Source organism: Clostridiales bacterium (assembly GCA_015243575.1).
GTDB classification, from domain to species: domain Bacteria; phylum Bacillota; class Clostridia; order Peptostreptococcales; family Anaerovoracaceae; genus Anoxybacterium; species Anoxybacterium hadale.
Genome location: CP042469.1, coordinates 4,495,483 through 4,515,030, shown reverse-complemented (window position 1 = coordinate 4,515,030; position 19,548 = coordinate 4,495,483). Strand labels below are relative to the sequence as shown.

At 45.8% G+C, this 19,548-nt stretch carries 16 protein-coding genes; 1 reads left to right on the top strand and 15 read right to left on the bottom strand.

What is annotated here, in order from left to right:
- Positions 1-72: 72 nt before the first annotated feature.
- The 3 genes from FRZ06_19785 to FRZ06_19775 form a co-directional block, all read right to left on the bottom strand.
- Positions 73-1,479: a cysteine--tRNA ligase gene (locus FRZ06_19785; protein ID QOX65437.1), complete on the bottom strand. Its 1,407-nt coding sequence runs from the start codon at positions 1,477-1,479 to the stop codon at positions 73-75.
- 17 nt (positions 1,480-1,496) lie between these two features.
- A complete protein-coding gene (gene cysE, locus FRZ06_19780; protein QOX65436.1) occupies positions 1,497-2,210 on the bottom strand; it encodes a serine O-acetyltransferase in 714 nt (237 codons plus the stop codon).
- 233 nt (positions 2,211-2,443) lie between these two features.
- On the bottom strand, positions 2,444-4,048 hold the full coding sequence (locus FRZ06_19775; protein QOX65435.1) for a M23 family metallopeptidase: 1,605 nt from the start codon (positions 4,046-4,048) through the stop codon (positions 2,444-2,446).
- Positions 4,049-4,509: 461 nt separating this feature from the next.
- On the opposite strand from FRZ06_19775, the gene FRZ06_19770 reads away from it, so the two are divergent.
- A complete protein-coding gene (locus FRZ06_19770) occupies positions 4,510-5,028 on the top strand; it encodes a peptidylprolyl isomerase (GenBank protein QOX65434.1) in 519 nt (172 codons plus the stop codon).
- Positions 5,029-5,129: 101 nt separating this feature from the next.
- Here FRZ06_19770 and FRZ06_19765 read toward each other — a convergent pair whose 3' ends face one another.
- The 12 genes from FRZ06_19765 to FRZ06_19710 all read right to left on the bottom strand — a co-directional run bounded on the left by FRZ06_19765 (position 5,130) and on the right by FRZ06_19710 (position 19,434).
- Positions 5,130-6,152 (bottom strand): sugar ABC transporter permease YjfF, encoded by a 1,023-nt coding sequence (locus tag FRZ06_19765; protein ID QOX65433.1) that lies wholly within the window; start codon positions 6,150-6,152, stop codon positions 5,130-5,132.
- Positions 6,149-7,231: an ABC transporter permease gene (locus FRZ06_19760; protein QOX65432.1), complete on the bottom strand. Its 1,083-nt coding sequence runs from the start codon at positions 7,229-7,231 to the stop codon at positions 6,149-6,151. The genes FRZ06_19765 and FRZ06_19760 overlap by 4 nt, the downstream gene beginning before the upstream one ends.
- Positions 7,224-8,750 (bottom strand): sugar ABC transporter ATP-binding protein, encoded by a 1,527-nt coding sequence (locus FRZ06_19755; protein QOX65431.1) that lies wholly within the window; start codon positions 8,748-8,750, stop codon positions 7,224-7,226. Before FRZ06_19755 ends, FRZ06_19760 begins: the two co-directional genes overlap by 8 nt.
- A 482-nt stretch (positions 8,751-9,232) precedes the next feature.
- Positions 9,233-10,234: an ABC transporter substrate-binding protein gene (locus tag FRZ06_19750; protein QOX65430.1), complete on the bottom strand. Its 1,002-nt coding sequence runs from the start codon at positions 10,232-10,234 to the stop codon at positions 9,233-9,235.
- Positions 10,235-10,401: 167 nt separating this feature from the next.
- The gene (locus FRZ06_19745; GenBank protein ID QOX65429.1) at positions 10,402-11,886 is read right to left on the bottom strand and encodes a sensor histidine kinase; all 1,485 of its coding nucleotides are present in this window, start codon (positions 11,884-11,886) and stop codon (positions 10,402-10,404) included.
- Positions 11,844-13,484: a response regulator gene (locus tag FRZ06_19740; protein ID QOX65428.1), complete on the bottom strand. Its 1,641-nt coding sequence runs from the start codon at positions 13,482-13,484 to the stop codon at positions 11,844-11,846. The genes FRZ06_19745 and FRZ06_19740 overlap by 43 nt, the downstream gene beginning before the upstream one ends.
- A gap of 186 nt (positions 13,485-13,670) precedes the next feature.
- Positions 13,671-14,378, bottom strand: coding sequence for an L-ribulose-5-phosphate 4-epimerase (locus tag FRZ06_19735; protein QOX65427.1), 708 nt, complete (start codon positions 14,376-14,378; stop codon positions 13,671-13,673).
- 18 nt (positions 14,379-14,396) lie between these two features.
- Positions 14,397-15,872: an L-arabinose isomerase gene (gene araA, locus FRZ06_19730; GenBank protein ID QOX65426.1), complete on the bottom strand. Its 1,476-nt coding sequence runs from the start codon at positions 15,870-15,872 to the stop codon at positions 14,397-14,399.
- An 88-nt stretch (positions 15,873-15,960) separates the two neighbouring features.
- A complete protein-coding gene (araB, locus tag FRZ06_19725) occupies positions 15,961-17,631 on the bottom strand; it encodes a ribulokinase (protein ID QOX65425.1) in 1,671 nt (556 codons plus the stop codon).
- A 209-nt stretch (positions 17,632-17,840) separates the two neighbouring features.
- Complete coding sequence (locus FRZ06_19720; GenBank protein QOX65424.1) at positions 17,841-18,296, bottom strand: NUDIX hydrolase; 456 nt, start codon at positions 18,294-18,296, stop codon at positions 17,841-17,843.
- Positions 18,297-18,313: 17 nt separating this feature from the next.
- Positions 18,314-18,883: a chromate transporter gene (locus FRZ06_19715; GenBank protein ID QOX65423.1), complete on the bottom strand. Its 570-nt coding sequence runs from the start codon at positions 18,881-18,883 to the stop codon at positions 18,314-18,316.
- Positions 18,883-19,434 carry a chromate transporter gene (locus tag FRZ06_19710; protein ID QOX65422.1) on the bottom strand — a complete coding sequence of 184 codons (552 nt, stop codon included), beginning with the start codon at positions 19,432-19,434 and terminating at the stop codon, positions 18,883-18,885. The genes FRZ06_19715 and FRZ06_19710 overlap by 1 nt, the downstream gene beginning before the upstream one ends.
- Between the last annotated feature and the right edge of the window lie 114 nt (positions 19,435-19,548).

Genomic DNA, 19,548 nt, shown 5'->3' with positions numbered 1-19,548 from the left:
GCCGATTAGCCGTCCCATTTTTAACATAATTGTTGAAATTACTAGATTTCGATAACTCAGCCTGTATTCATTCTAATTTTTACAGAGAACCACCCTTACGCCCTGCGGGGTATCTTCCAGGGTAATTCCCTTGGCCTTCAGGATATCTCTGATCTCATCAGATCTTGCGAAATCCTTAGCTTTCCGAGCAGCCTGGCGTTCGTCGACGAGTTTTTGAATTTCTTCGTCGATTCCACCTGATTCTTCTTTATCTCTCAAAATGCCAAGAACTGCAGTTAGTTCGTCTAACAACGATAGACATTTTTCGGCAAATTCTTTAGTTGCCCCATCTTTGGAAACCGTGTTGATATCCTTGATCAGCTCAAAAATTACACTGATGGCATCGGCGGTATTTAAATCATCATCCATGGCATCGATGAACTTTTCTCGATATTTTAGAAGTTCCTCGTAGGCTGTTTTTTCACGGTCTGTCAACCTGCCCTCACCCTTTTCCGCCAGGTGTTTGAGGTTGTTCTTTGCGTTTTGCATTCTGGCCAAAGCATTTTTCGCCTGTTCCATCAGCTCTCTGCTGAAATTGATGGGGCTGCGGTAATGACCGGACAGTAGAAAGAATCGCATAATCTCGCCGTCATAGTCCTTTAGGATATCCCGGACAGTAAAGAAATTCCCTTTTGATTTTGACATTTTTTCGTTATCAATGGTGATGTATCCATTGTGCATCCAGTAGTTTGCAAATGGCTTTCCCGTATGGGCTTCTGTCTGGGCAATTTCATTTTCGTGGTGGGGGAAGGTCAGATCCTGTCCTCCTGCATGAATGTCTATGGTTTCACCCAGATATTTGGTGGACATGACCGAACATTCAATATGCCAGCCCGGTCTCCCAAGACCCCATGGAGACTTCCATGCCAGCTCGTCATCTGTCTTTTGTGCCTTCCACAGGGCAAAATCAAGGGGATCCTGCTTTTTCTCCTCAACTTCAATACGGGCACCCGCTTCCAGATCTTCAATATTCTGTTTTGAGAGCTTTCCGTAATCATTAAACTTACGGGTGCTGTAATAAACATCTCCGCCAGCTTCATATGCGTAGCCCTTGTCAATGAGCTCCTGAACAAAATCTATAATTTCAGTCATGTTCTCCGTAACTTTGGGATGAACACTGGCCTTTTCAACATTGAGCGCTTTTGCATCCTTATAATACTCTTCGATATATTTCTCGCTGATTTCTCCAGCTTTAACGCCCTCTTCTCTCGCCTTGTTGATAATCTTATCATCTACATCGGTAAAGTTTTGTACGAATTTAACAGTCTTTCCGCGATACGTGAGATATTTTCTCAGCGTATCAAAAACAACAAAAGGTCTAGCATTTCCGATGTGGAAATAGTTATAGACCGTAGGACCACAGACATAGATTTTTATTTCGTTTTCGTCAATTGGTACGAATTCTTCTTTTTTTCTTGTGAGTGTATTATATATTTTCATTCCGTTTCCTTTCTTCCTTATTTTTTTAGTCGCCTTGTAATCTGCCCCTTACCGACGCCGCCGCTCAATCTATTGTTCAACACCATGCTTTCATTTGTATCCAGCTCCCTCAGCTTGTTTTCCAGCATCACGATACGTCTTCTGAGGCACTCCAGCTCTACCGCAATAGGATCGGGCAGATCTGTCTGGTTCAGATCCTGGGTCTTGTTTCCTCCCCTTCGAACAATCTTGCCGGGGATGCCTACAACAGTACAGTTTGGAGGAACTTCTTCCAGAACTACCGACCCTGCTCCGATTTTGGAATGATCTCCAACTTTAAACGGCCCCAGAACCTTCGCTCCCGAACTGATTACGACATCATTTCCGATGGTCGGATGACGTTTCCCAGTGTCTTTTCCTGTACCGCCCAAGGTAACGGCCTGATAGATTGTCACATCATCGCCGATCTCTGTCGTCTCCCCGATCACCACCGCCATACCATGATCGATAAAACATCTTCTGCCGATTACCGCACCGGGATGAATTTCAATTCCGGTGAAAAATCGAGCCCATTGTGAAATCAACCTTGCGAGCAGTTTCAGATCATTCAGATACAGCCAGTGGGCCGGCCTATGTAAGATCAGAGCCCAGATACCGGGATAACAGATCAGCACTTCAAACCCGTTCCGCGCTGCGGGGTCCCGGTTCAGCACTGCATGAATATCCTCTTGAATATCTTTAAAAAACGCCATAGAAAGCAGCTCCTTTATATAAAGTATCTTTCGCATGAGTACTCTGCGATACTCAATTCCTTCCCAAGCCGCCGGTTAACGCAAGTTTTAAGGATTACAGAGTACTGAATAAAAATATGTTACCCAGTCTTATTATAAAATAACAGGGCAGGTTCATACCTGCCCTAAAATTATACATTATTTTTCTGTTGGAATCAAAACTTTTATACCACATCTGTCCGGAGAATATTCTATTACAGATAATTCATGGGGTTCTGCGGTGTACCATTCTTTCTGACTTCAAAATGAACATGGTATCCGGTAGCACGACCGGTGATTCCTACCGTAGCAATCACTTCGCCTTTTTTCACAACTTGCCCAACGGATACGCTCATTGTATCACAGTGTGCATACCAGGTTTCCAGTCCGTTGCCATGGCTAAGTCTTACCACATTTCCGTAGGTGCCAGAATATGCTGCAAAAGTAACTACGCCGTCGTCAGCCGCTTTGATTGGTGTTCCTTTAGGATTTCTGAGGTCAACTCCCGTGTGTCTGCTTCCTCCTCTGGATGCACCGAAGGCGGAAGAAATTTCAATGTGACTTACAGGGCTTGACATAGATCCTGTTCCCGCAAAGGTTGCAATTGACTTTGTTCCTTTTAATGCAACCTGATCCTGCGGTTCGGCAGTTACCACTGCATCCAGCTGAGCAGATGCGACAACAACACCGTTTTCTTTTGTTACTTCTGTTCTGATTTCTTTTGTTCCGTATACACCAGGTGTTTTGACTTTCACCTCTCCTTTGTATAGGGAGTCTGTGTTTTCATAGATGGTCTTAAAATCAATTTTTTCCGATGCAGCTACAACTTCTTTTGTCTGAACGGTTACGAAAGGCTTTGTCTGGAACAGATTCAGCTGCTGTCCGATCTGAAGCTTAGCCGGATTGAAGCCAGGGTTGGCGCTTTCCAGTTCTGCCGGAGTCATGCCGTTTGCGATTGCGATATCCCAAAGGGTATCTCCACCCTGTACGGTGTATACCTTGGGTTCCTTAGTACCTGTCAAGATCAGACTGACAGCATCAGGAGCCTTCATAATGTCCGCTGCATTGATGGCTGCTCTCGTCACTGAAACATCTTCATTAAAGCTTGCACTCAGAACTTCAGAGCCTTGGGTGAGATAATGGCTCTTAACGCCCTCAAGAATGCTGTTTGCTTCCGCCTCTGTTGATGCCGCCACAACTTTGTTTCCGTTGATTGTGACAGCCCAGGCGCTGGCTTTACAAAGGTCAGCGGCGAGAATCGCTTTTTTCAGATCTTCCTCTGTTAAGAAAGTTACTTTTCTGGCTTTTAACTCTGTCTTTTCATAGGTGATGGCTTGATCATCCACGATGAATTCCAGTCCATCTGAACCTTTTGACAGATCTGCTTTTATTTCTTCAAGACTTTCTGCCACCATGGCACCATCAGGCAGGTAACCTGCCTCCTGTCCATTTATGGTGAGCTTATAAACGTCCGGGCCCGAATTCAGGAATACTGCGGTACTGATTACGACCACCGACAGCGCTCCCGCTCCGATTCCGATTTTGGCTTTTGTGTTGAGACGGCTTAATATATCTATCCTAAAATCAGTCAGCCCTGCTTTCAGTGTCTTTGCGGTTTTTGAATCAACAAATTTTGCTCTGAATACCTCGGAAGCTTTACCCGCATTGATTTTCGTTTTAAATACTTCAGCGGCTTTTCCAGCTTTCAATTTTGCTTCGAATGTTTCTACCGCTTTTTCCACTTTTGCTGCTGTATCTAATCTACATTTATTTATAAATTCCTTGCATGATTTCATTTTAAAACTATCTTTAAAACTCATATGATTCTCTCCTTAAGTGATAGCGTATTTATTAATCAACCCTCCTTGTACAAATTTTGGGAAACTGAAATAATGCTTCGAAATAGCATACCCAGTTATATAATATGTATTCCCGGTCAGTTTCATGACTTACTGAAATATTACAATATTGTTACAAGAAAGTCAATGCAGTCAAATCAAAATTCACAAAGCAAACACACGTATTTTTTATAATAATCCTGATTTTTCAATGGTTGTAGCCCACATTTCACTTCATTTCCTTATATCCCCAAAGGATTAGCTTGCTACCCGTTATAATTACTTTGCGGTACAAAAGGCTGTCCTTTTTCTGGAAAAAGCCTGAGTCCCTACCACCTGAACGAACCAAATGTTATAATTCCAGCCTCCTTTGGAAAAACTCTTTACTATGGCAGTGTCAGATACTAAAATAGAGGTAGAAAAAAAATAAAGGATGGTATTCAATGAGTAATCCAATCGTAACAATCAACATGAAAGACGGAAATAAAATTAAGTTGGAACTATATCCGGACATCGCGCCGAATACGGTGAATAATTTTATTTCTCTGGTCCAAAAGGGCTATTACAACAACCTTATCTTTCACCGGGTCATTTCCGGCTTTATGATTCAGGGGGGCTGCCCCAATGGAATCGGCACCGGAGGTCCTGGATATCAGATCAAGGGTGAATTCAAAATCAACGGCGTTGAGAATAACCTCAAGCATGACCGAGGCGTCATCTCCATGGCTAGATCGATGCATCCCGATTCCGCAGGTTCACAGTTTTTCATTATGCACAAAAATTCCCCGCATCTGGATGGTCAGTATGCCGGCTTTGGCAAGGTCATTGAGGGAATCGAGGAAGTAGATCGTATCGCTTCTGTTAAAACCAATGCACAGGACAAGCCTATCGAGCCCCAGATGATCGAATCAGCAACAGTAGAGCTGTTTGATTATGAATATCAGGAGCCTGTGACGAAATAGCCGAAATAGATTTATTCAGCAACAAAAACAAGGGTATCTCAAAATCTCTGCGGTGATCATTTGAGACGCCCTTGTTTTGTTATATGAGGAGAAAAAACACATTATCGAGTTTTTCTGTTTCTTGATACAATGATGCTCTGCAGCACAATAAAGAAGCAAAGCAGCGCAGATAGTGCAATGCGCACCCACCAGCTGGAAAGGGTACCTTGGGTCGTGATCAGGCTGGAGATCGTTCCCTTGATCAGAACGCCAAAGAGGGTTCCAATGGGATTTCCCACTCCTCCCGTCAGTAGGGTTCCGCCAATAACTGCTGAAGAAATCGCATCCATTTCAAGCCATTTAGCCTGCTCTACAAAGCCGGCGCAGCTGTTCAGTCCAAATAGGAAGCCACCCAGTCCTACAAGAAAACCATTCAGAACATAGGCTTGCATTTTTGTTCTCCGGACATTGAGCCCCATCATCATGGCACTTTGCTGATTTCCTCCCACCGCGTACACTCTTCTTCCGAATTTTGTATACCGCAGAATAATCACCATCATCACAACGACAAGGAGTGCTATGATCACCGTAGGATAAATATAAGCCGGCTGAAAGATCCCTTTTTTGTTGACAGAGCCGAAGGGCAAAAATATTTTGTATTTGGCCCAGGAGAGGAATACCTCATTTTTTATAGAGATCATCTCAGTGCTGATCAATGAGGTCAATCCACGGCCTAAAAACAAACCTGCCAGAGTCACGATAAAGGGCTGGATATCAAGATACGCCACTAGAAAGCCCTGAACAATCCCAAAGAGTAACCCAATGCCCAGCGCAATGAAAATGGCTCCGTAGGCGCTCATATGCTTTACTTCCATCTGATAGGCAACCGCCATGCATACCAATGCTGTGACGGAACCAACGGAGATATCGATTCCTCCCGTGATCATGACAAGGGTCAGTCCGCAGGCAATGACAATCAGTCCCGCATTTGAAATAAAAAGGTTGAGGAACATTTGCGGTTTTGCAAAGCCACCCTCTGCAAAGGCAATCATTCCCGCAGCGTACATGATGACAAACAAGCCGATGGTTATGATAAGCAGGAACGTGGTCCCGCTCATATGCTTTTTATCATTCAGCGATTTCATGACTGCACCTCCACTTCCTGCTCAACAGGCGTCAGAGGTTTTCTGCCTGCGGGCAGCTTTGAGGTAATGAATCTCCTGAAAACCGAACTTTGCAGGGTAACAATAATAATAACTACAATTGCCTTATAAACAGGAAGCTGATCTGCTGCAACATTCATCGCATACAGTGTTGTTGTGAGGGCTTGGATTGTGAAAGCCCCTATGACGGACCCTGCCAGGCTGAACTTTCCTCCACCCAGGAGATTCCCTCCCAGCGCCACAGCCAGAATCGCGTCCATCTCCAGATAAATACCGATGTTATTTGCATCTGCTGAATAAATCCTGCTGCTGGCTACAATTCCGGCGACCCCCGCCAGCAGGCCGCAGATCACATAACTGATAAATTTGATCCTCGTCGAATTGAGTCCCACAAGCCGTGACGCACTCCCGTTGATCCCTACGCTTTCAATATAGAGGCGCAGGGTCGTTGTCTTCATAATAATACTGACCAGAACAACAATTCCCACAGCAAAGAATACCGGTGTGGGTACAGGGCATCCGGGAAGATAGCCCCCTGCAAGCTTATAAGCTTCCACACGAACGTATGTAATCTGCCCGTTGGTGACAAGCTGGGCAATACCCCGGCCTGCTGTATAAAGAATCAGCGTTGCCACCATGGGCGGGATGTTAATTTTTGAAACCAGAAGCCCGTTAAAAGCACCGCACAGAGCCGCCGCAGCCAAGGCTGCCAGCACTGCAAGGGGAAAAGGATTCTGAAAACTGTTGACCGATACCTGACCGCCAGAAAGAACTTGGCAGCAGACTGCGCCAGCCACCGCCATCACCGATCCTACACTGATATCCTGACCTCCAGAGGCCGCAGTTACCAGCGTCATGCCAACTGCCAGAATGACGAGTTCCGATGAGCGATTGATCACGTCCACAACATAGCCGTACAAAATGCCATTGTTAATGGATACCTGAAAGAAATTTGGTGTTTTGATTACATTTGCAAGGAGCACCACAGCCAGACAGACCAGCGGCAGAAAAAGATGATGCTCAGTTATTTTTTTTAGATGAAGTTTTCCGTTGTCAGCCATTGGCATGCTCACCTCCTGCGATGGTCTTCATGATCTTCTCCTGAGTCAAATCTTCTCCAAATAATTCGCCAACCTTTTCGCCGTCGCGCAATACAGCCATGCGCGAGCAGGTTCTCAGCATCTCCTCCACTTCAGATGAGATAAAGGCTACGCTCATGCCCTCATCCGCCAGATTCAAAACCAACTTCTGAATCTCTGTCTTTGTTCCCACATCAATTCCTCTGGTTGGTTCATCTAAAATCAGATACTCCGGGTGGGTAAGAAGCCAGCGTCCGATGATTACTTTCTGTTGATTTCCTCCAGACAGGCTCTTTAAAGGAGTTTCTCTGGATGCTGTCTTGATTTGCAGAAGCTCGATATAACGATCCGCAAACTCCTCCGCCTCTTTTCGTCTCATAGGACGGAACATACCGCGTTTTGCCTGAAGTGCGATGATGATATTTTCCCGCACCGACAGGTCTGCGATAATTCCGTCCCGCTTGCGATCTTCCGGAAGATAGGCCATTCCTTTCTTCATCGCATCAAGCGGAGTATTTATTCGAACGGTTTTTCCTTTTATTTTCAAAGTACCGTTATCGGCCTTATCAGCACCATAAATCGTCCGCACCAATTCGCTGCGTCCGCTTCCGAGAAGACCGGTAAAACCCATAACCTCTCCTTTATGTGCCCTCAGATCAAAGGGCTTGATTGAGCCCCGGCGGCCAAGGCTTTCTGCTTCCACCACCGGTGTTTCTTCAAATTCTTTTCTTTTTTCATGAGCATGCTTGATTTCCGCAAGATCATCAAAATCTTTCCCCATCATTTTTGCGACTAGCTTGAGTCTGGGAAGATCCTGCGTCATAAACTCGCCCACCAGTTCTCCGTTGCGAAGGACCGTTATCCGGTCGCTTACCGCATATACCTGCTCTAAAAAGTGAGTAACAAAGATAATACCGACATTCTGATCTTTGAGCTTACGCATCAATGAAAATAGCTTTCCGACCTCTTCATCATCCAGAGAAGAGGTGGGTTCATCCAAAATGAGAACCCGGCACTGCATATCCACTGCTCTTGCAATGGCAATCATCTGCTGCACAGCAATGGAGCATCCGTCAAGCTGCTTGGTTGGTGGAACATGAATATCCAGCCCCGATAGCAGCTCTGTGGACTTTCTGTTCATCGTTTTCCAGTCTATGAATCCGGCTTTCCTAGGCTCTCTGCCCAGGAACAGGTTTTCTGCAACGGTGAGATTGGGACAAAGGGTAATTTCCTGATAAACGGTGCTTATTCCTTTTTCCTGTGCCTCCTTTGGGGAATGGATGATGACGGGCCTATCCTCACCTGTAATTCTGATCTCTCCCGATTCTGCTTCATAAACTCCTGTTAATACTTTAATCAATGTTGACTTTCCTGCACCGTTCTCTCCCATCAATGCGTGCACTTCTCCGCTTCGCAGTGTGAAATCAACATTTTTCAGTGCTTTCACTCCAGGAAAGGCTTTATTAATTCCTCGCATTGATAGTACAATCCTGTCTTCCATCGTATTTCTCACCTGCTTTCATACGATTCAACTGCATGAATCCCTTAGGGAAACGTTGGTTCATTCCATGCGCACACTGGATTAGATCAGCGCTTCCTTGGACAAAAAGAAACGGTGCGGAGATCCGGAGAGGATCCGGGGTCTCCGCACCATGTCATAACAAATCATGAACCTTCTAGCAATACCAGCCGGAAAGCAAAATTGAACCGGCAGTATTGCAAGGAATAGGTGCTAGTGTGATGACCGGTTGGTACTTGGAGTAATGGCGCCGAATAAATTTTCAGTCTGCTAGGCGGAGGAGGACGGCGTAGCCGTAGCTACGCTGTCCGACAACAACGTCCCTTTCAGGGACTCCGACTCGCACTGCTCCCTGCTGTCCGTTTTGCCATCCAAGCAAGCTTGGGGCAAAAAGGCAACAACGCAGATGGAAATTTAAGCAAGCCATTACCCGAGATGTCAGCCGGTCAGCACACTATCGTCTATTAATACGCACGTGCATCAATATCAGCCTGAGTAATGGTGTTGGCATCAAAAGCTGCTTCGTCTACATATGCCTTCTTATCCGGAGTTTGGCCGCCTTCGAGCTGCTTGATGATCTTTTCAACACGAGGTCCGTGAAGCGGATTACACTCAACGTTGTAGTTGATCTTTCCGGAGAGGGTATCGGTCAATCCAGCATTGGTCGCATCAAAGGAGATGATCTTGATATCGCCGTCTTTGCCGTAGGTTTTTCCTGCAGCTTCAAGTGCATCGATTACACCAAAGGCTTCATTATCATTCTCACAGTAAACGACATCGATTTTATCATTCTGTTTTAGTACGCTTTCCATTACTTCCTGACCTTTGGCCTGAGTGAATTCACCGGACTGCTGCGCGATGATCTTCAGATTGCTGTTCTTTGCTACTGCATCTTCCAAACCTGCGGTACGTCCAATTTGAGCCGAGGAGCCGATGGTTCCCTGAATATGTACGATATTGACCTCTTTATCTTTAAAGTTGTCAACGATCCACGCAGCGGCTTTGTCGCCTTCTTTGCGGAAGTCAGAGCCAACCCATGCGGTATACAGGCTATCATCAGATACATCGATCATACGGTCTACAATAATGACAGGAATTCCTGCATCTTTGGCTTCCTGCAAAACGGTATCCCATCCGGTCTCCGTTACAGGAGCAAGAACGATATAGTCAACTTCCTGCTGAATAAAATTACGAATTGCAGTGATTTGATTTTCTTGTTTTTGCTGAGCATCGTCAAAAATCAGTTTATAGCCATTCGCTTCCACAAAAGTATCTTTCATGGATTGGGTGTTGGCAGTACGCCAGTCAGACTCAGCTCCAACCTGTGAAAACCCGACAACGATCAGGGCACTTGAGTCATCCGCAGGTGGCGCTGTTGCGTCTCCGCCTGAGCTTCCGCCGCATGCAGCAAGACTGATGACTAGCAGTACTGCAAGCAGAAATACAAAAGACTTTTTTCCTTTCATTATTACTTCCTCCTTATTATTAAGATCAGCGACATAACGACTTCGCTTACTCAATTTGATTGTAACCCAGCGTGTAAGAAATTCCCATTGAGAATCTTACTCAATAATATCTTAATTTTATTATTTATCACCATAAAGGAAATTTCCAAAGTTCAAGGTTAAATATCCTATGATTCTGGTTGATTTTTTTTCGATATGCGGACAGTCACTGTCGTTCCTTCATCTAGCTTACTTTTAAACGTCAAGCCGTATCGATCGCCGCAATACATACGAAGCCTTCTGTGAACGTTCATCAGACCTAATCCGGTGTGCCGATCCTGATAAATCCCAGCACGAAGGGATTTGAGCTGTTCCGGCGTCATACCTGCCCCGTTGTCTGTGACAGAAAGATAGATGTCCTCACCAGAAGACCTTCCACTAATTTCGATGGTTCCTTTGCTCCGCTTGTTTTTTACTCCGTGATACAGGGCATTTTCCACCAAAGGCTGCAGTGTCAGCTTGGGTATGGTGTATTGAAGCAGTTCTTCCGGAATGCTAATACTGTAATCGAGGATGTCCCTATAGCGAATCTGCTGGATGTTCAGATAACTCTCAACCTGCTGCATTTCCGCTTCAAGCGTAATGATATCCTGCCCCTTGCTGAGAGAGTTACGAAAAAAAGTGGAAAGACTGGTGGTCATCTTGACCACCTCTGAATTTTGATTAGCCTCGGCCAGCCAAACAATAGAGTCGAAGGTGTTGTATAAGAAATGGGGATTAATTTGTGCTTGAAGCAATTCCATTTCTGCACGGTGAAGGGCATTCTGATCCTCCCTCACATGCTCCAGCAGTTGATTGATCCTGCCAATCATTTTATTAAAGCCGTCATCCAGGGTTTTGATTTCCAGGTTATTGGTCTTTACTGGTATGATTGTGAAATCTCCTGCGCCTAGACGCTCTACTTTCTTGCAAAGCTCCTGTACCGGTCTTGTAATGCTTTTTGTAAATCTCAGGGAATACCAGAGCATAAATAAAAGCAGAACCATGCTGATTACGCCGGTAAAGATCACTGTGGTTATGACCCGATCGCTGATCTGTTGCTGAAGTGCAGAAAGTTCCCGGACTTCATCGTATATGTAATCATGCATGTATGCTTCAATGAGCGCGGTGATGATATAGGTATTGTGCTCAAGCTGCTCCATTCTTGAGTCATAGTCTGCCGTATTTTTAATCTCCACCATACATTCGCTCAATCTTCTGCACAGGTTCAGCATACTGCGAATCCGCCACTGATTTTCCTTTTGTGTGGTGGTTTTTTGCAAGCGTCCGATCACATTTTGAGCATGCTCCACATCTTCCAGCGGAAGATGGTCAATGTTGCTTCTGCTGCCTACAACATAATAATACATCTCAAGATCCAGTTTATCTTTAAAATCAAAGTTGAATTCACTTGCGATACTTGCATTATGAAGCGTAACATCGTATTCATGGTTGAAAGAATAAAGCATAAAAAGAAGGATGGAAATCATAATGATGAAGGGTGCTGCTGCTACAATGAGCAAAACACGCAACTGCCTGCTTAAGGTAGAGCGTGTTTCTAATAGGCGGATCAATTTCTGAATCAAATGCCTCATGTGGCCTTCCTCCCCATACGATAATCCCGAGGTGAACATCCATTGATTTTCTTAAATATAAAACTGAAATAATGAGGATCGCTGTACCCCACCTGATATGCAATTTCACTGGAACTGGTGTCCGTACACCGCAGCAATTCTTTCGCCTTCTCCATACGCAGCTCTGTTAGGTATTCCACAAAGGTTTTTCCCATCTGCTGGCTGAACACTGCACTGAAGTGAGTAGGGCTCACAATTGCCACCTTTGCCACTGTATTCAAGCTGATCTCAGGATCGGAATAATTGTTTTTTATGTAATCCACTGCTTTTTGCAGTTTTTTTGTATAGCGGCTGTTAACTGCCTGATCTCTTAATTCCAGCGCATGCTCCAAAAGATCCCGGACATATTGTTCTGACGCCTCCAAAGAGAGAATGGACTCCTGAAGCTGCGGACCTTTCTCTTGAGTGGAGCAGATGGATTCCTTCGTATACCCATACTTTTCCAGAAATGCTTTTACTGTAAAATTTATATTCAGTACTACGTATTGGCGGAAGATCAGAGACTGAACTGCCGCAATTCCTATGGATCTGAAATAATCCTCAACGAAGGTGGTGAGCTCCTCCGGAAGGCCGCTGATCAAAAACTTTTCTACAATGCGTTGGTCCATCTTGGCTGCATCCGTATCATTGAGGTCAAAATCTACAACATTGGCAGTTTGGGCAGCAGGCCCACCGTTCAAGGCGGTGCGATCCACGTAGAAGACATTTCCGTCTTTAGCTCCATGGCGATAAAACATTCCTTTTCGAGCTGCTCGATAGCAGTCTGCAACCCCGCTTAGCCTGTTGACCGGGGTGCTTACGACGACCGACCAGTTGATTGTCTTCCGTATGGGCTGACAAATCTCTCGGATACATTCGACGCAGGATTCTGTTTCCAGTTGAATGGAGCTTGCATCAGCCATTACTAGAAATACGATCAGATCAATCCCCATGCTGAACATGACCAGGTTCTTGTTTTCTGGAAAACAGCCACAGATATCCGACTGTACATCAGCCATCTGGGCAGAATATTGTGTACGCACCGGATCCTCTTCAAGAAGAAAAAGAATTACATTGTAGCATTCTGCCGATAATGGCAGCTTGAGACGTTCCGCCCTTGCCAGCAATTCCCCTACCGAATGTTTGCCGGAAACGAGCTGATCAAAGAAGCCCCTTCTGGAATTGCTGAGGTATTCCTGTATTTCACCGTTGAACTGAGCAAGATATCTAGCTTGCTCCGCTTCCTTGTCCTTTTGCATTTTTACTTCGCAAAGAATCTCCACAAGCTGATCTCTGGAGAGAGGTTTGAGCAGATATTGATTTACCCCGATGGAGATGGCTTCCTTTGCATAAACAAAATCATCATAGCCGCTCAGGATAATAATTGTAGTTCGTGGGAACTCTTTTCTCACAAGACGGCTGAGTGCCAGACCATCCATGAATGGCATTTTAATATCCGTAATCACTATATCAGGCTTTAGCTTTTGAATCTGAGGCCAGGCCAGTTCTCCATCCGAAGCTTCACCGGCGAAGGAAAATCCATATTCATTCCATGCAATCAGTTCCCTGATTCCATCGCGCATTACAATTTCGTCTTCGACCAGGAATACACTGTACATTTTCCCTTCTCCCCTTTTGATACAATTGTATTATAAATGCAAGCCGATGTTGCACCAGCTTGTTACAGACTGGTACAACATGCTCCTGACTTGACTTGAAAATCTTTGATTTTTTTCCTTGTTTTGTGTTCATTATAACACATTTGGCTTACGTCAAATACTGTTAAACACTTATTTCTTCATACCTTATTTTCTGCTTTGTCCGTAATAGGCTCCGGCGCCGTGCTTTCTCAAATAATGCTTATCGAGAAGGTCACCGGGCATCTGCGGTATGAAGGGATTTGCCATCTGGTTCTGCCATGCCATAAATGCCAATTCCTCCAAAACCACTGCATTATGTACTGCATCTCGGGCATCCTTTCCCCAGGCAAAGGGTCCGTGGTTTCTCACTAAAACAGCAGGAACTTGATCCGGGTCTCGCTCCTGAAAGGTTTCAGCGATTACATTACCCGTCTCTTCTTCGTAATGTCCCGGACTTCCATAAATTTCTTCATGAAGCATACCCCGTGTGCAGGGAATCTCCCCATAGAAATAATCTCCGTGAGTCGTTCCCAGTGCTGGAATACTCCGTCCTGCCTGGGCATAAATCGTAGCCCACCTGCTATGGGTATGCACCACGCCTCCAATATTGGGAAAGGTGCGGTAAAGCACCAGATGGGTCAGTGTATCAGAGGAAGGATTCATACTGCCTTCCAGTTTATCTCCTGTCTTCAGATCGATTACGACCATATCTTCCGCCATCATTTCATCATACTCGACGCCAGACGGTTTAATCACAATAGCGTTTTCCTTTCGGTCCACCGCTGATACATTGCCCCAGGTAAAGGTAATTAAACCATAGCGTGGCAGCATCATATTGGCGTTGTAAACCTGTTCCTTCAACTGCTCCAGCATAAATACTCCCTTCTTTTTTTATTGCAGTTTCCACGCGAGATCTGCAAGAAACAGACTGTGCTCCAAACCTTCCAGCGTGGTGTCTTTTGAGATATGCACGAACTCAATATCCATCATTCTTGCCCAATCCTTCATCTGCTCTGCAGTAATATCATAGGACAGTGTCGTATGGTGCGCGCCGCCTGCCAAGATCCATGCCTCTAAACCGGTCAGCAGATTCGGCATTGCTTTCCACATGGTACGAGCGACGGGCAGATTCGGCATCTCGTAAATGGGCTTAATGCACTCAATATCATGGCAGATCAGGCGGAGTCGGCCTCCCATATCAACGAGGGAAACTACGATTGCAGTTCCTTCCCTGCCTTCAAAAACAAGACGTGCGGGGTCTGATTTGCCGCCGATGCCAAGAGGGTGAACCTCGATTCTCGGTTTTCCTGCTGCAATGGACGGACAGACTTCAAGCATATGAGCACCCAAACTGCACTCCGCGCCCTTTGTCAAATCATATGTATAATCTTCCATAAATGTCGTTCCGCCACTGAGACCTTCCGCCATAGCTTTCATCACAGCAGTCATGGCCGAAACCTTCCAATCCCCTTCACCTCCATAGCCATAGCCCTGACTCATCAGGCGCTGGGTGGCCAGGCCGGGCAGCTGCTCCATGCCGTATAAATCCTCAAAGGTATTGCTGAACGCGCCGCAGTGCTCTTCTTCCAGCAGCTTCTTCATGGCAAGCTCTGCTTTGGCCTGATACCGTATACTGTCCAGCTGAGAGGTGCTGATTTCGTAAAGCGTTTCCATTTCTTTCATCAGAGTCTCTATTTCGTCCTCAGCCACTTCGTTGATCAAATCAACCAGCTTTCCCACAGGCCAGGTATTTACCTGCCAGCCAAGCTTTGTCTGTGCTTCGACCTTATCTCCTTCTGTTACCGCTACATTCCTCATATTGTCGCCAAAGCGCATCACTTTGAGTTTTTTACTGAAAGCGGCTCCAACAGCGGCACGCATCCAATTTCCCAAACGCTTTTGAACCTCTTCATCCTTCCAGTATCCTGCAATGATCTTTCGTTTCATACGCAGACGAGCACCAATAAAACCATGTTCTCTGTCTCCATGGGCTGCCTGGTTCAGGTTCATAAAATCCATATCAATCTCATCATTGGGTATCTGTCGATTGTATTGGGTAGCCAGGTGACAATATGGCTTTTGGAGGTCTTTCAAACCATTGATCCACATTTTGCTCGGGCTGAAAGTATGCATCCACATGATGGTACCCGCACATTTCTCATCATAGTTCGCCTCCTTGACGATTTCGCTGATTTCCTCAGGAGACTTGGCCGTAAGTTTATAGACCAATTTGCAGGGCAGTAAGCCGGATGCGTTCATTGCTGCAGCCATTTCTTCTCCCCGCTCGGCCACCGTCTTTAATACTTCCGGTCCATATAATATCTGACTTCCTACGATCAACCAAAATTCATAATCCTTTAATGCCATTGCCGTTTCCTCCTTTACTGACGATCAATATTTATTTTGGAAAAGCGCTCATTCGATAGCGTACTCGCGTAATGAGTCAGCGTTTTCCTTAGGCTTTCGACTGTTCTATCTTTATCCTTTTAAGTCGTTTCATAACGTCGTTTTCTCCCCTGCCAAAGTAGTCATGGAGCGTTACGTACTCTCGGAAGAGCCGGTCGTATACTGCTGCATGCTCCGGATTTGGCTGATAAACTGTATCCTTAATCTTGCCCATCACTCTTGCAGCTTCATAGACCGTATCGTAGCCCCCTGCCTCTTTTCCTGCGGCTACTGCCGCAAAGATGGCACTTCCCAATGCGGGACATTGGTCGCTTCCGGATATTTTCACCGGCATTCCAAGAACATCGGCATAGATCTGCATCATGAGCGGATTTTTCTGGCTGATGCCTCCTGCGGCAAAGAACTCTTCCACCGGCACACCGTTGCGTCGAAAGTTTTCTACGATCTCACGGTTTCCGTAAGCAGTTGCTTCAATTAAAGCCCGGTAAATCTCCTCCGGCTTTGTCTGGAGGGTCATTCCCAGGATCATTCCGGTCAGGTCCACGTCTACCAGCACGCTGCGGTTTCCATTCCACCAGTCAAGAGCCAGAAGTCCGCTCTCTCCGGGCTTGAGCTTCTGGGCTTTTTCTGTGAGATATCTATGTACATTCATGCCCATTTTTTGAGCTTCATCATAGTATCCTGCCGGCAAACAGTGATCTACGAACCATGCGAAATGATCTCCCACACAGGATTGACCTGCCTCATAGCCGTAATACCCGGGGAGAATGCCATCGGCTACCACACCACACATCCCGGGCACCTGTGTTTCCTCTGTTCCCATCAACACGTGACAGGTAGAGGTCCCCATAATCGCCAAAATCTTTCCCGGCCCGTCAATTCCTACTGCCGGAGCGCTTACATGGGCGTCCACATTTCCAATTGCCACGGCAGTTCCTTCCTTCAGTCCAGTCAGTTGTGCGGCTTTTTGAGTAACGAAGCCTGCCTTTTCACCAAGGGGAGTAATCAACGTGCCAAGCTTTTCCTCAACTACCTTCTCCAGTCTGGGATCAAGCGCTTTGAAAAACTCATTAGTCGGATATCCGGCGGCTTTATTCCAGATCTCCTTGTACCCTGCCGTACAGCTGTTGCGGGTCTCTTTTCCGCAGAGCTGCCAAATAATCCAATCCGCCGCTTCAATAAAGCGGTCTGCTGCCGCATAAATCTCCGGCGCTTCGTCTAAGACCTGCCATATTTTCGGAATCGCCCACTCACTGCTGATTTTTCCTCCATAGTTTTTGAGCCATGGTTCTTCCCGCTCTTCTGCGATCCGATTCAGTTCATTTGCTTTATCCTGTGCTGCATGATGCTTCCATAACTTGACCCAGGCGTGAGGGTTTTTTTCATATTGGGGCATTGTGCAGAGAGGAATCCCTTCTTCGGTAACGGGAAGAATCGTGCAAGCGGTAAAGTCTGTTCCGATTCCAATCACCTGATCCGGGTTTACTCCAGCTTCTTTCAGGACTGCCGGCACGGTGTGGGCAAGCACCTCAATATAGTCTTGCGGATGCTGAAGCGCCCAGTCATGACCAAGAGGCTCACCCGTTGGCAAGGTTCTGTCAATAACACCGTGTGGATAGTCAAAGACGGAAGAACAGAGCTCTGTTCCCGTAGCAGCCTCCACCAATACCGCGCGTCCCGATAAGGTTCCATAGTCAACACCGATTACGTATTTCGTCATATTGCGCACCTCTTAAATACAATTTTGTTGTTTAATGATAATTAGTACGTACAACTTTGAAATCATAATATCATGGTTCTTTTTCGCACACAAGGGAAAAAACAGAAATTGGTGAAATAAAATAAGTGGCTGACGCCACTTATATAAAATGGCGGCATCGCTTTTTTCCGTTGCCGCCTGTCATCCAGATTTTACAAAACCTTCGTCCCTTACTTTCGCAATCGAAATACCTCATTGGGGTAGTGAACCGGTTCCAGCGCCTCCCAAAGCTCTGTCCGAAGGTATTCCGGGTAAAGATGTTCCAGACTCAGAAGTTCTTTTTTCGTAAGAAACCTTACTTCTCGCAGAACCTGCCCGGCTTCATCAAACTCAGGATCAGAGCCCAATCCAAGTGTTCCGCCAGTCACTTCTCCCAGAAAGAAGTTGACAAACCTTTGGCCTCTTTCTTCCGATACCTCTTCCACGTGCCACAGAAGCCGCTTCACGCTGATTTCAAGGCCTGTCTCTTCCATGACTTCCCGAACGGCAGCCTGTGCTGCGTCTTCATGTTCCTCAATTCCCCCTCCGGGTGCCATCCAGATATCCTTACCCTCATGGCATTGCTTTACCATCAGGATCCTTCCTTCTTCATCGGGCAAAATCACCCTGACTCCGCCAGTCCACATAATATCATCCCTCCTATTTACCTGATCACAACAGCCCCGATTAAGCCCGCCAGGAGAGTAAGCTTGATGGGACTGATTTTAAATTTTCCCGCCAAAACAATTGTAGCAAGGAAAAAGACCATAGGCAACAGATTAATGTGTTCTCTGTAGTTTGTGAATAGATCCTGTGTAAATACGGGTCCGTTGAGAATGGAATTTTCCGCCAGAAAAATCACTGCGGATGCAATCAGTCCAACAGTTGCAGGCCGGATTCCCTTCAATACTGCGTCCACAGATTGATTCTCCTGAAAGATTTTCATAAAATGCATCGTGATAAGAATCAGAAGCAGCGATGGAAGTGCAACGCCTGCAGTAGCTACAGCAGCACCAAGGTACCCTCTGTACTGAAATCCAACAAACGTTGCGGCATTCACTGCAATGGGACCAGGTGTTACCTGAGAAATAGCCACCAGCCTTGAGAATTCCGCTGCACTCATGATCCCAAAATCCTGAACACTTTGGAAGATCAAAGGCAGCATGGCATATCCTCCCCCAAAGCTGAACATACCGATTTTAAAGAACATATAAAATAAATTAAAGTATGCCATTATTCAGCCCTGCCCTTTCTTTTATTGTATTGGTATACCACCAGACCGGTCAACCCTCCGAACAGGATGGCCCAAACTGCGTTGATTCCTGCAAACACGATTACTGCAAAAGAAATCACGGCAATGAAAATTTCTACTTTTCCTTTGAGGATCTGCTTTCCTAATTTATAGGCTGCAACCAGAATCATTGCCGCTGAAGCCGCTTTAATTCCTTCAAATGCACCCAATACATGAGTATTTTCTTCGATGCTTCCCAGAAACAGCAAGATTACAATGATACTGATATAGGAAGGGAGAATCACACCAAGAAGAGACGCCAGACTTCCCTGCAAGCCTTTTTTCTTATTGCCAACGTAAATGGCTGCGTTAATTGCCAGAACGCCGGGCAGAGACTGACTCACCGCAAAGCAGTCAACGATTTCCTCCTCCGTCAGCCAGCCTCGTTCTTCAACCACCGCTTTTCGTATTACCGGCAGCATGGCAAGGCCTCCTCCAATAGTAAAAGCCCCTACCTTAAAAAATGTGATGAATAGTTCCCAGATCAGTTTCATTCCTTGCTGTCCTTTCTAATTCTCTTTTTCAGCGGCAGATTGCATTTCGGTTGACTGAGACGGATCCTACTTATTTCAGCTAAGCAATGCAATACAAAGCAACCGTAGTATTCC

Excerpts from the sequence above, each read along its gene's own strand:
- FRZ06_19785 (QOX65437.1), bottom strand. The coding sequence starts at position 1,479 with ATGAAAATATATAATACACTCACAAGAAAAAAAGAAGAATTCGTACCA.
- cysE (QOX65436.1), bottom strand. The coding sequence starts at position 2,210 with ATGGCGTTTTTTAAAGATATTCAAGAGGATATTCATGCAGTGCTGAAC.
- FRZ06_19775 (QOX65435.1), bottom strand. The coding sequence starts at position 4,048 with ATGAGTTTTAAAGATAGTTTTAAAATGAAATCATGCAAGGAATTTATA.
- FRZ06_19770 (QOX65434.1), top strand. The coding sequence starts at position 4,510 with ATGAGTAATCCAATCGTAACAATCAACATGAAAGACGGAAATAAAATT.
- FRZ06_19765 (QOX65433.1), bottom strand. The coding sequence starts at position 6,152 with ATGAAATCGCTGAATGATAAAAAGCATATGAGCGGGACCACGTTCCTG.
- FRZ06_19760 (QOX65432.1), bottom strand. The coding sequence starts at position 7,231 with ATGGCTGACAACGGAAAACTTCATCTAAAAAAAATAACTGAGCATCAT.
- FRZ06_19755 (QOX65431.1), bottom strand. The coding sequence starts at position 8,750 with ATGGAAGACAGGATTGTACTATCAATGCGAGGAATTAATAAAGCCTTT.
- FRZ06_19750 (QOX65430.1), bottom strand. The coding sequence starts at position 10,234 with ATGAAAGGAAAAAAGTCTTTTGTATTTCTGCTTGCAGTACTGCTAGTC.
- FRZ06_19745 (QOX65429.1), bottom strand. The coding sequence starts at position 11,886 with ATGTTCACCTCGGGATTATCGTATGGGGAGGAAGGCCACATGAGGCAT.
- FRZ06_19740 (QOX65428.1), bottom strand. The coding sequence starts at position 13,484 with ATGTACAGTGTATTCCTGGTCGAAGACGAAATTGTAATGCGCGATGGA.
- FRZ06_19735 (QOX65427.1), bottom strand. The coding sequence starts at position 14,378 with ATGCTGGAGCAGTTGAAGGAACAGGTTTACAACGCCAATATGATGCTG.
- araA (QOX65426.1), bottom strand. The coding sequence starts at position 15,872 with ATGGCATTAAAGGATTATGAATTTTGGTTGATCGTAGGAAGTCAGATA.
- araB (QOX65425.1), bottom strand. The coding sequence starts at position 17,631 with ATGACGAAATACGTAATCGGTGTTGACTATGGAACCTTATCGGGACGC.
- FRZ06_19720 (QOX65424.1), bottom strand. The coding sequence starts at position 18,296 with ATGTGGACTGGCGGAGTCAGGGTGATTTTGCCCGATGAAGAAGGAAGG.
- FRZ06_19715 (QOX65423.1), bottom strand. The coding sequence starts at position 18,883 with ATGGCATACTTTAATTTATTTTATATGTTCTTTAAAATCGGTATGTTC.
- FRZ06_19710 (QOX65422.1), bottom strand. The coding sequence starts at position 19,434 with ATGAAACTGATCTGGGAACTATTCATCACATTTTTTAAGGTAGGGGCT.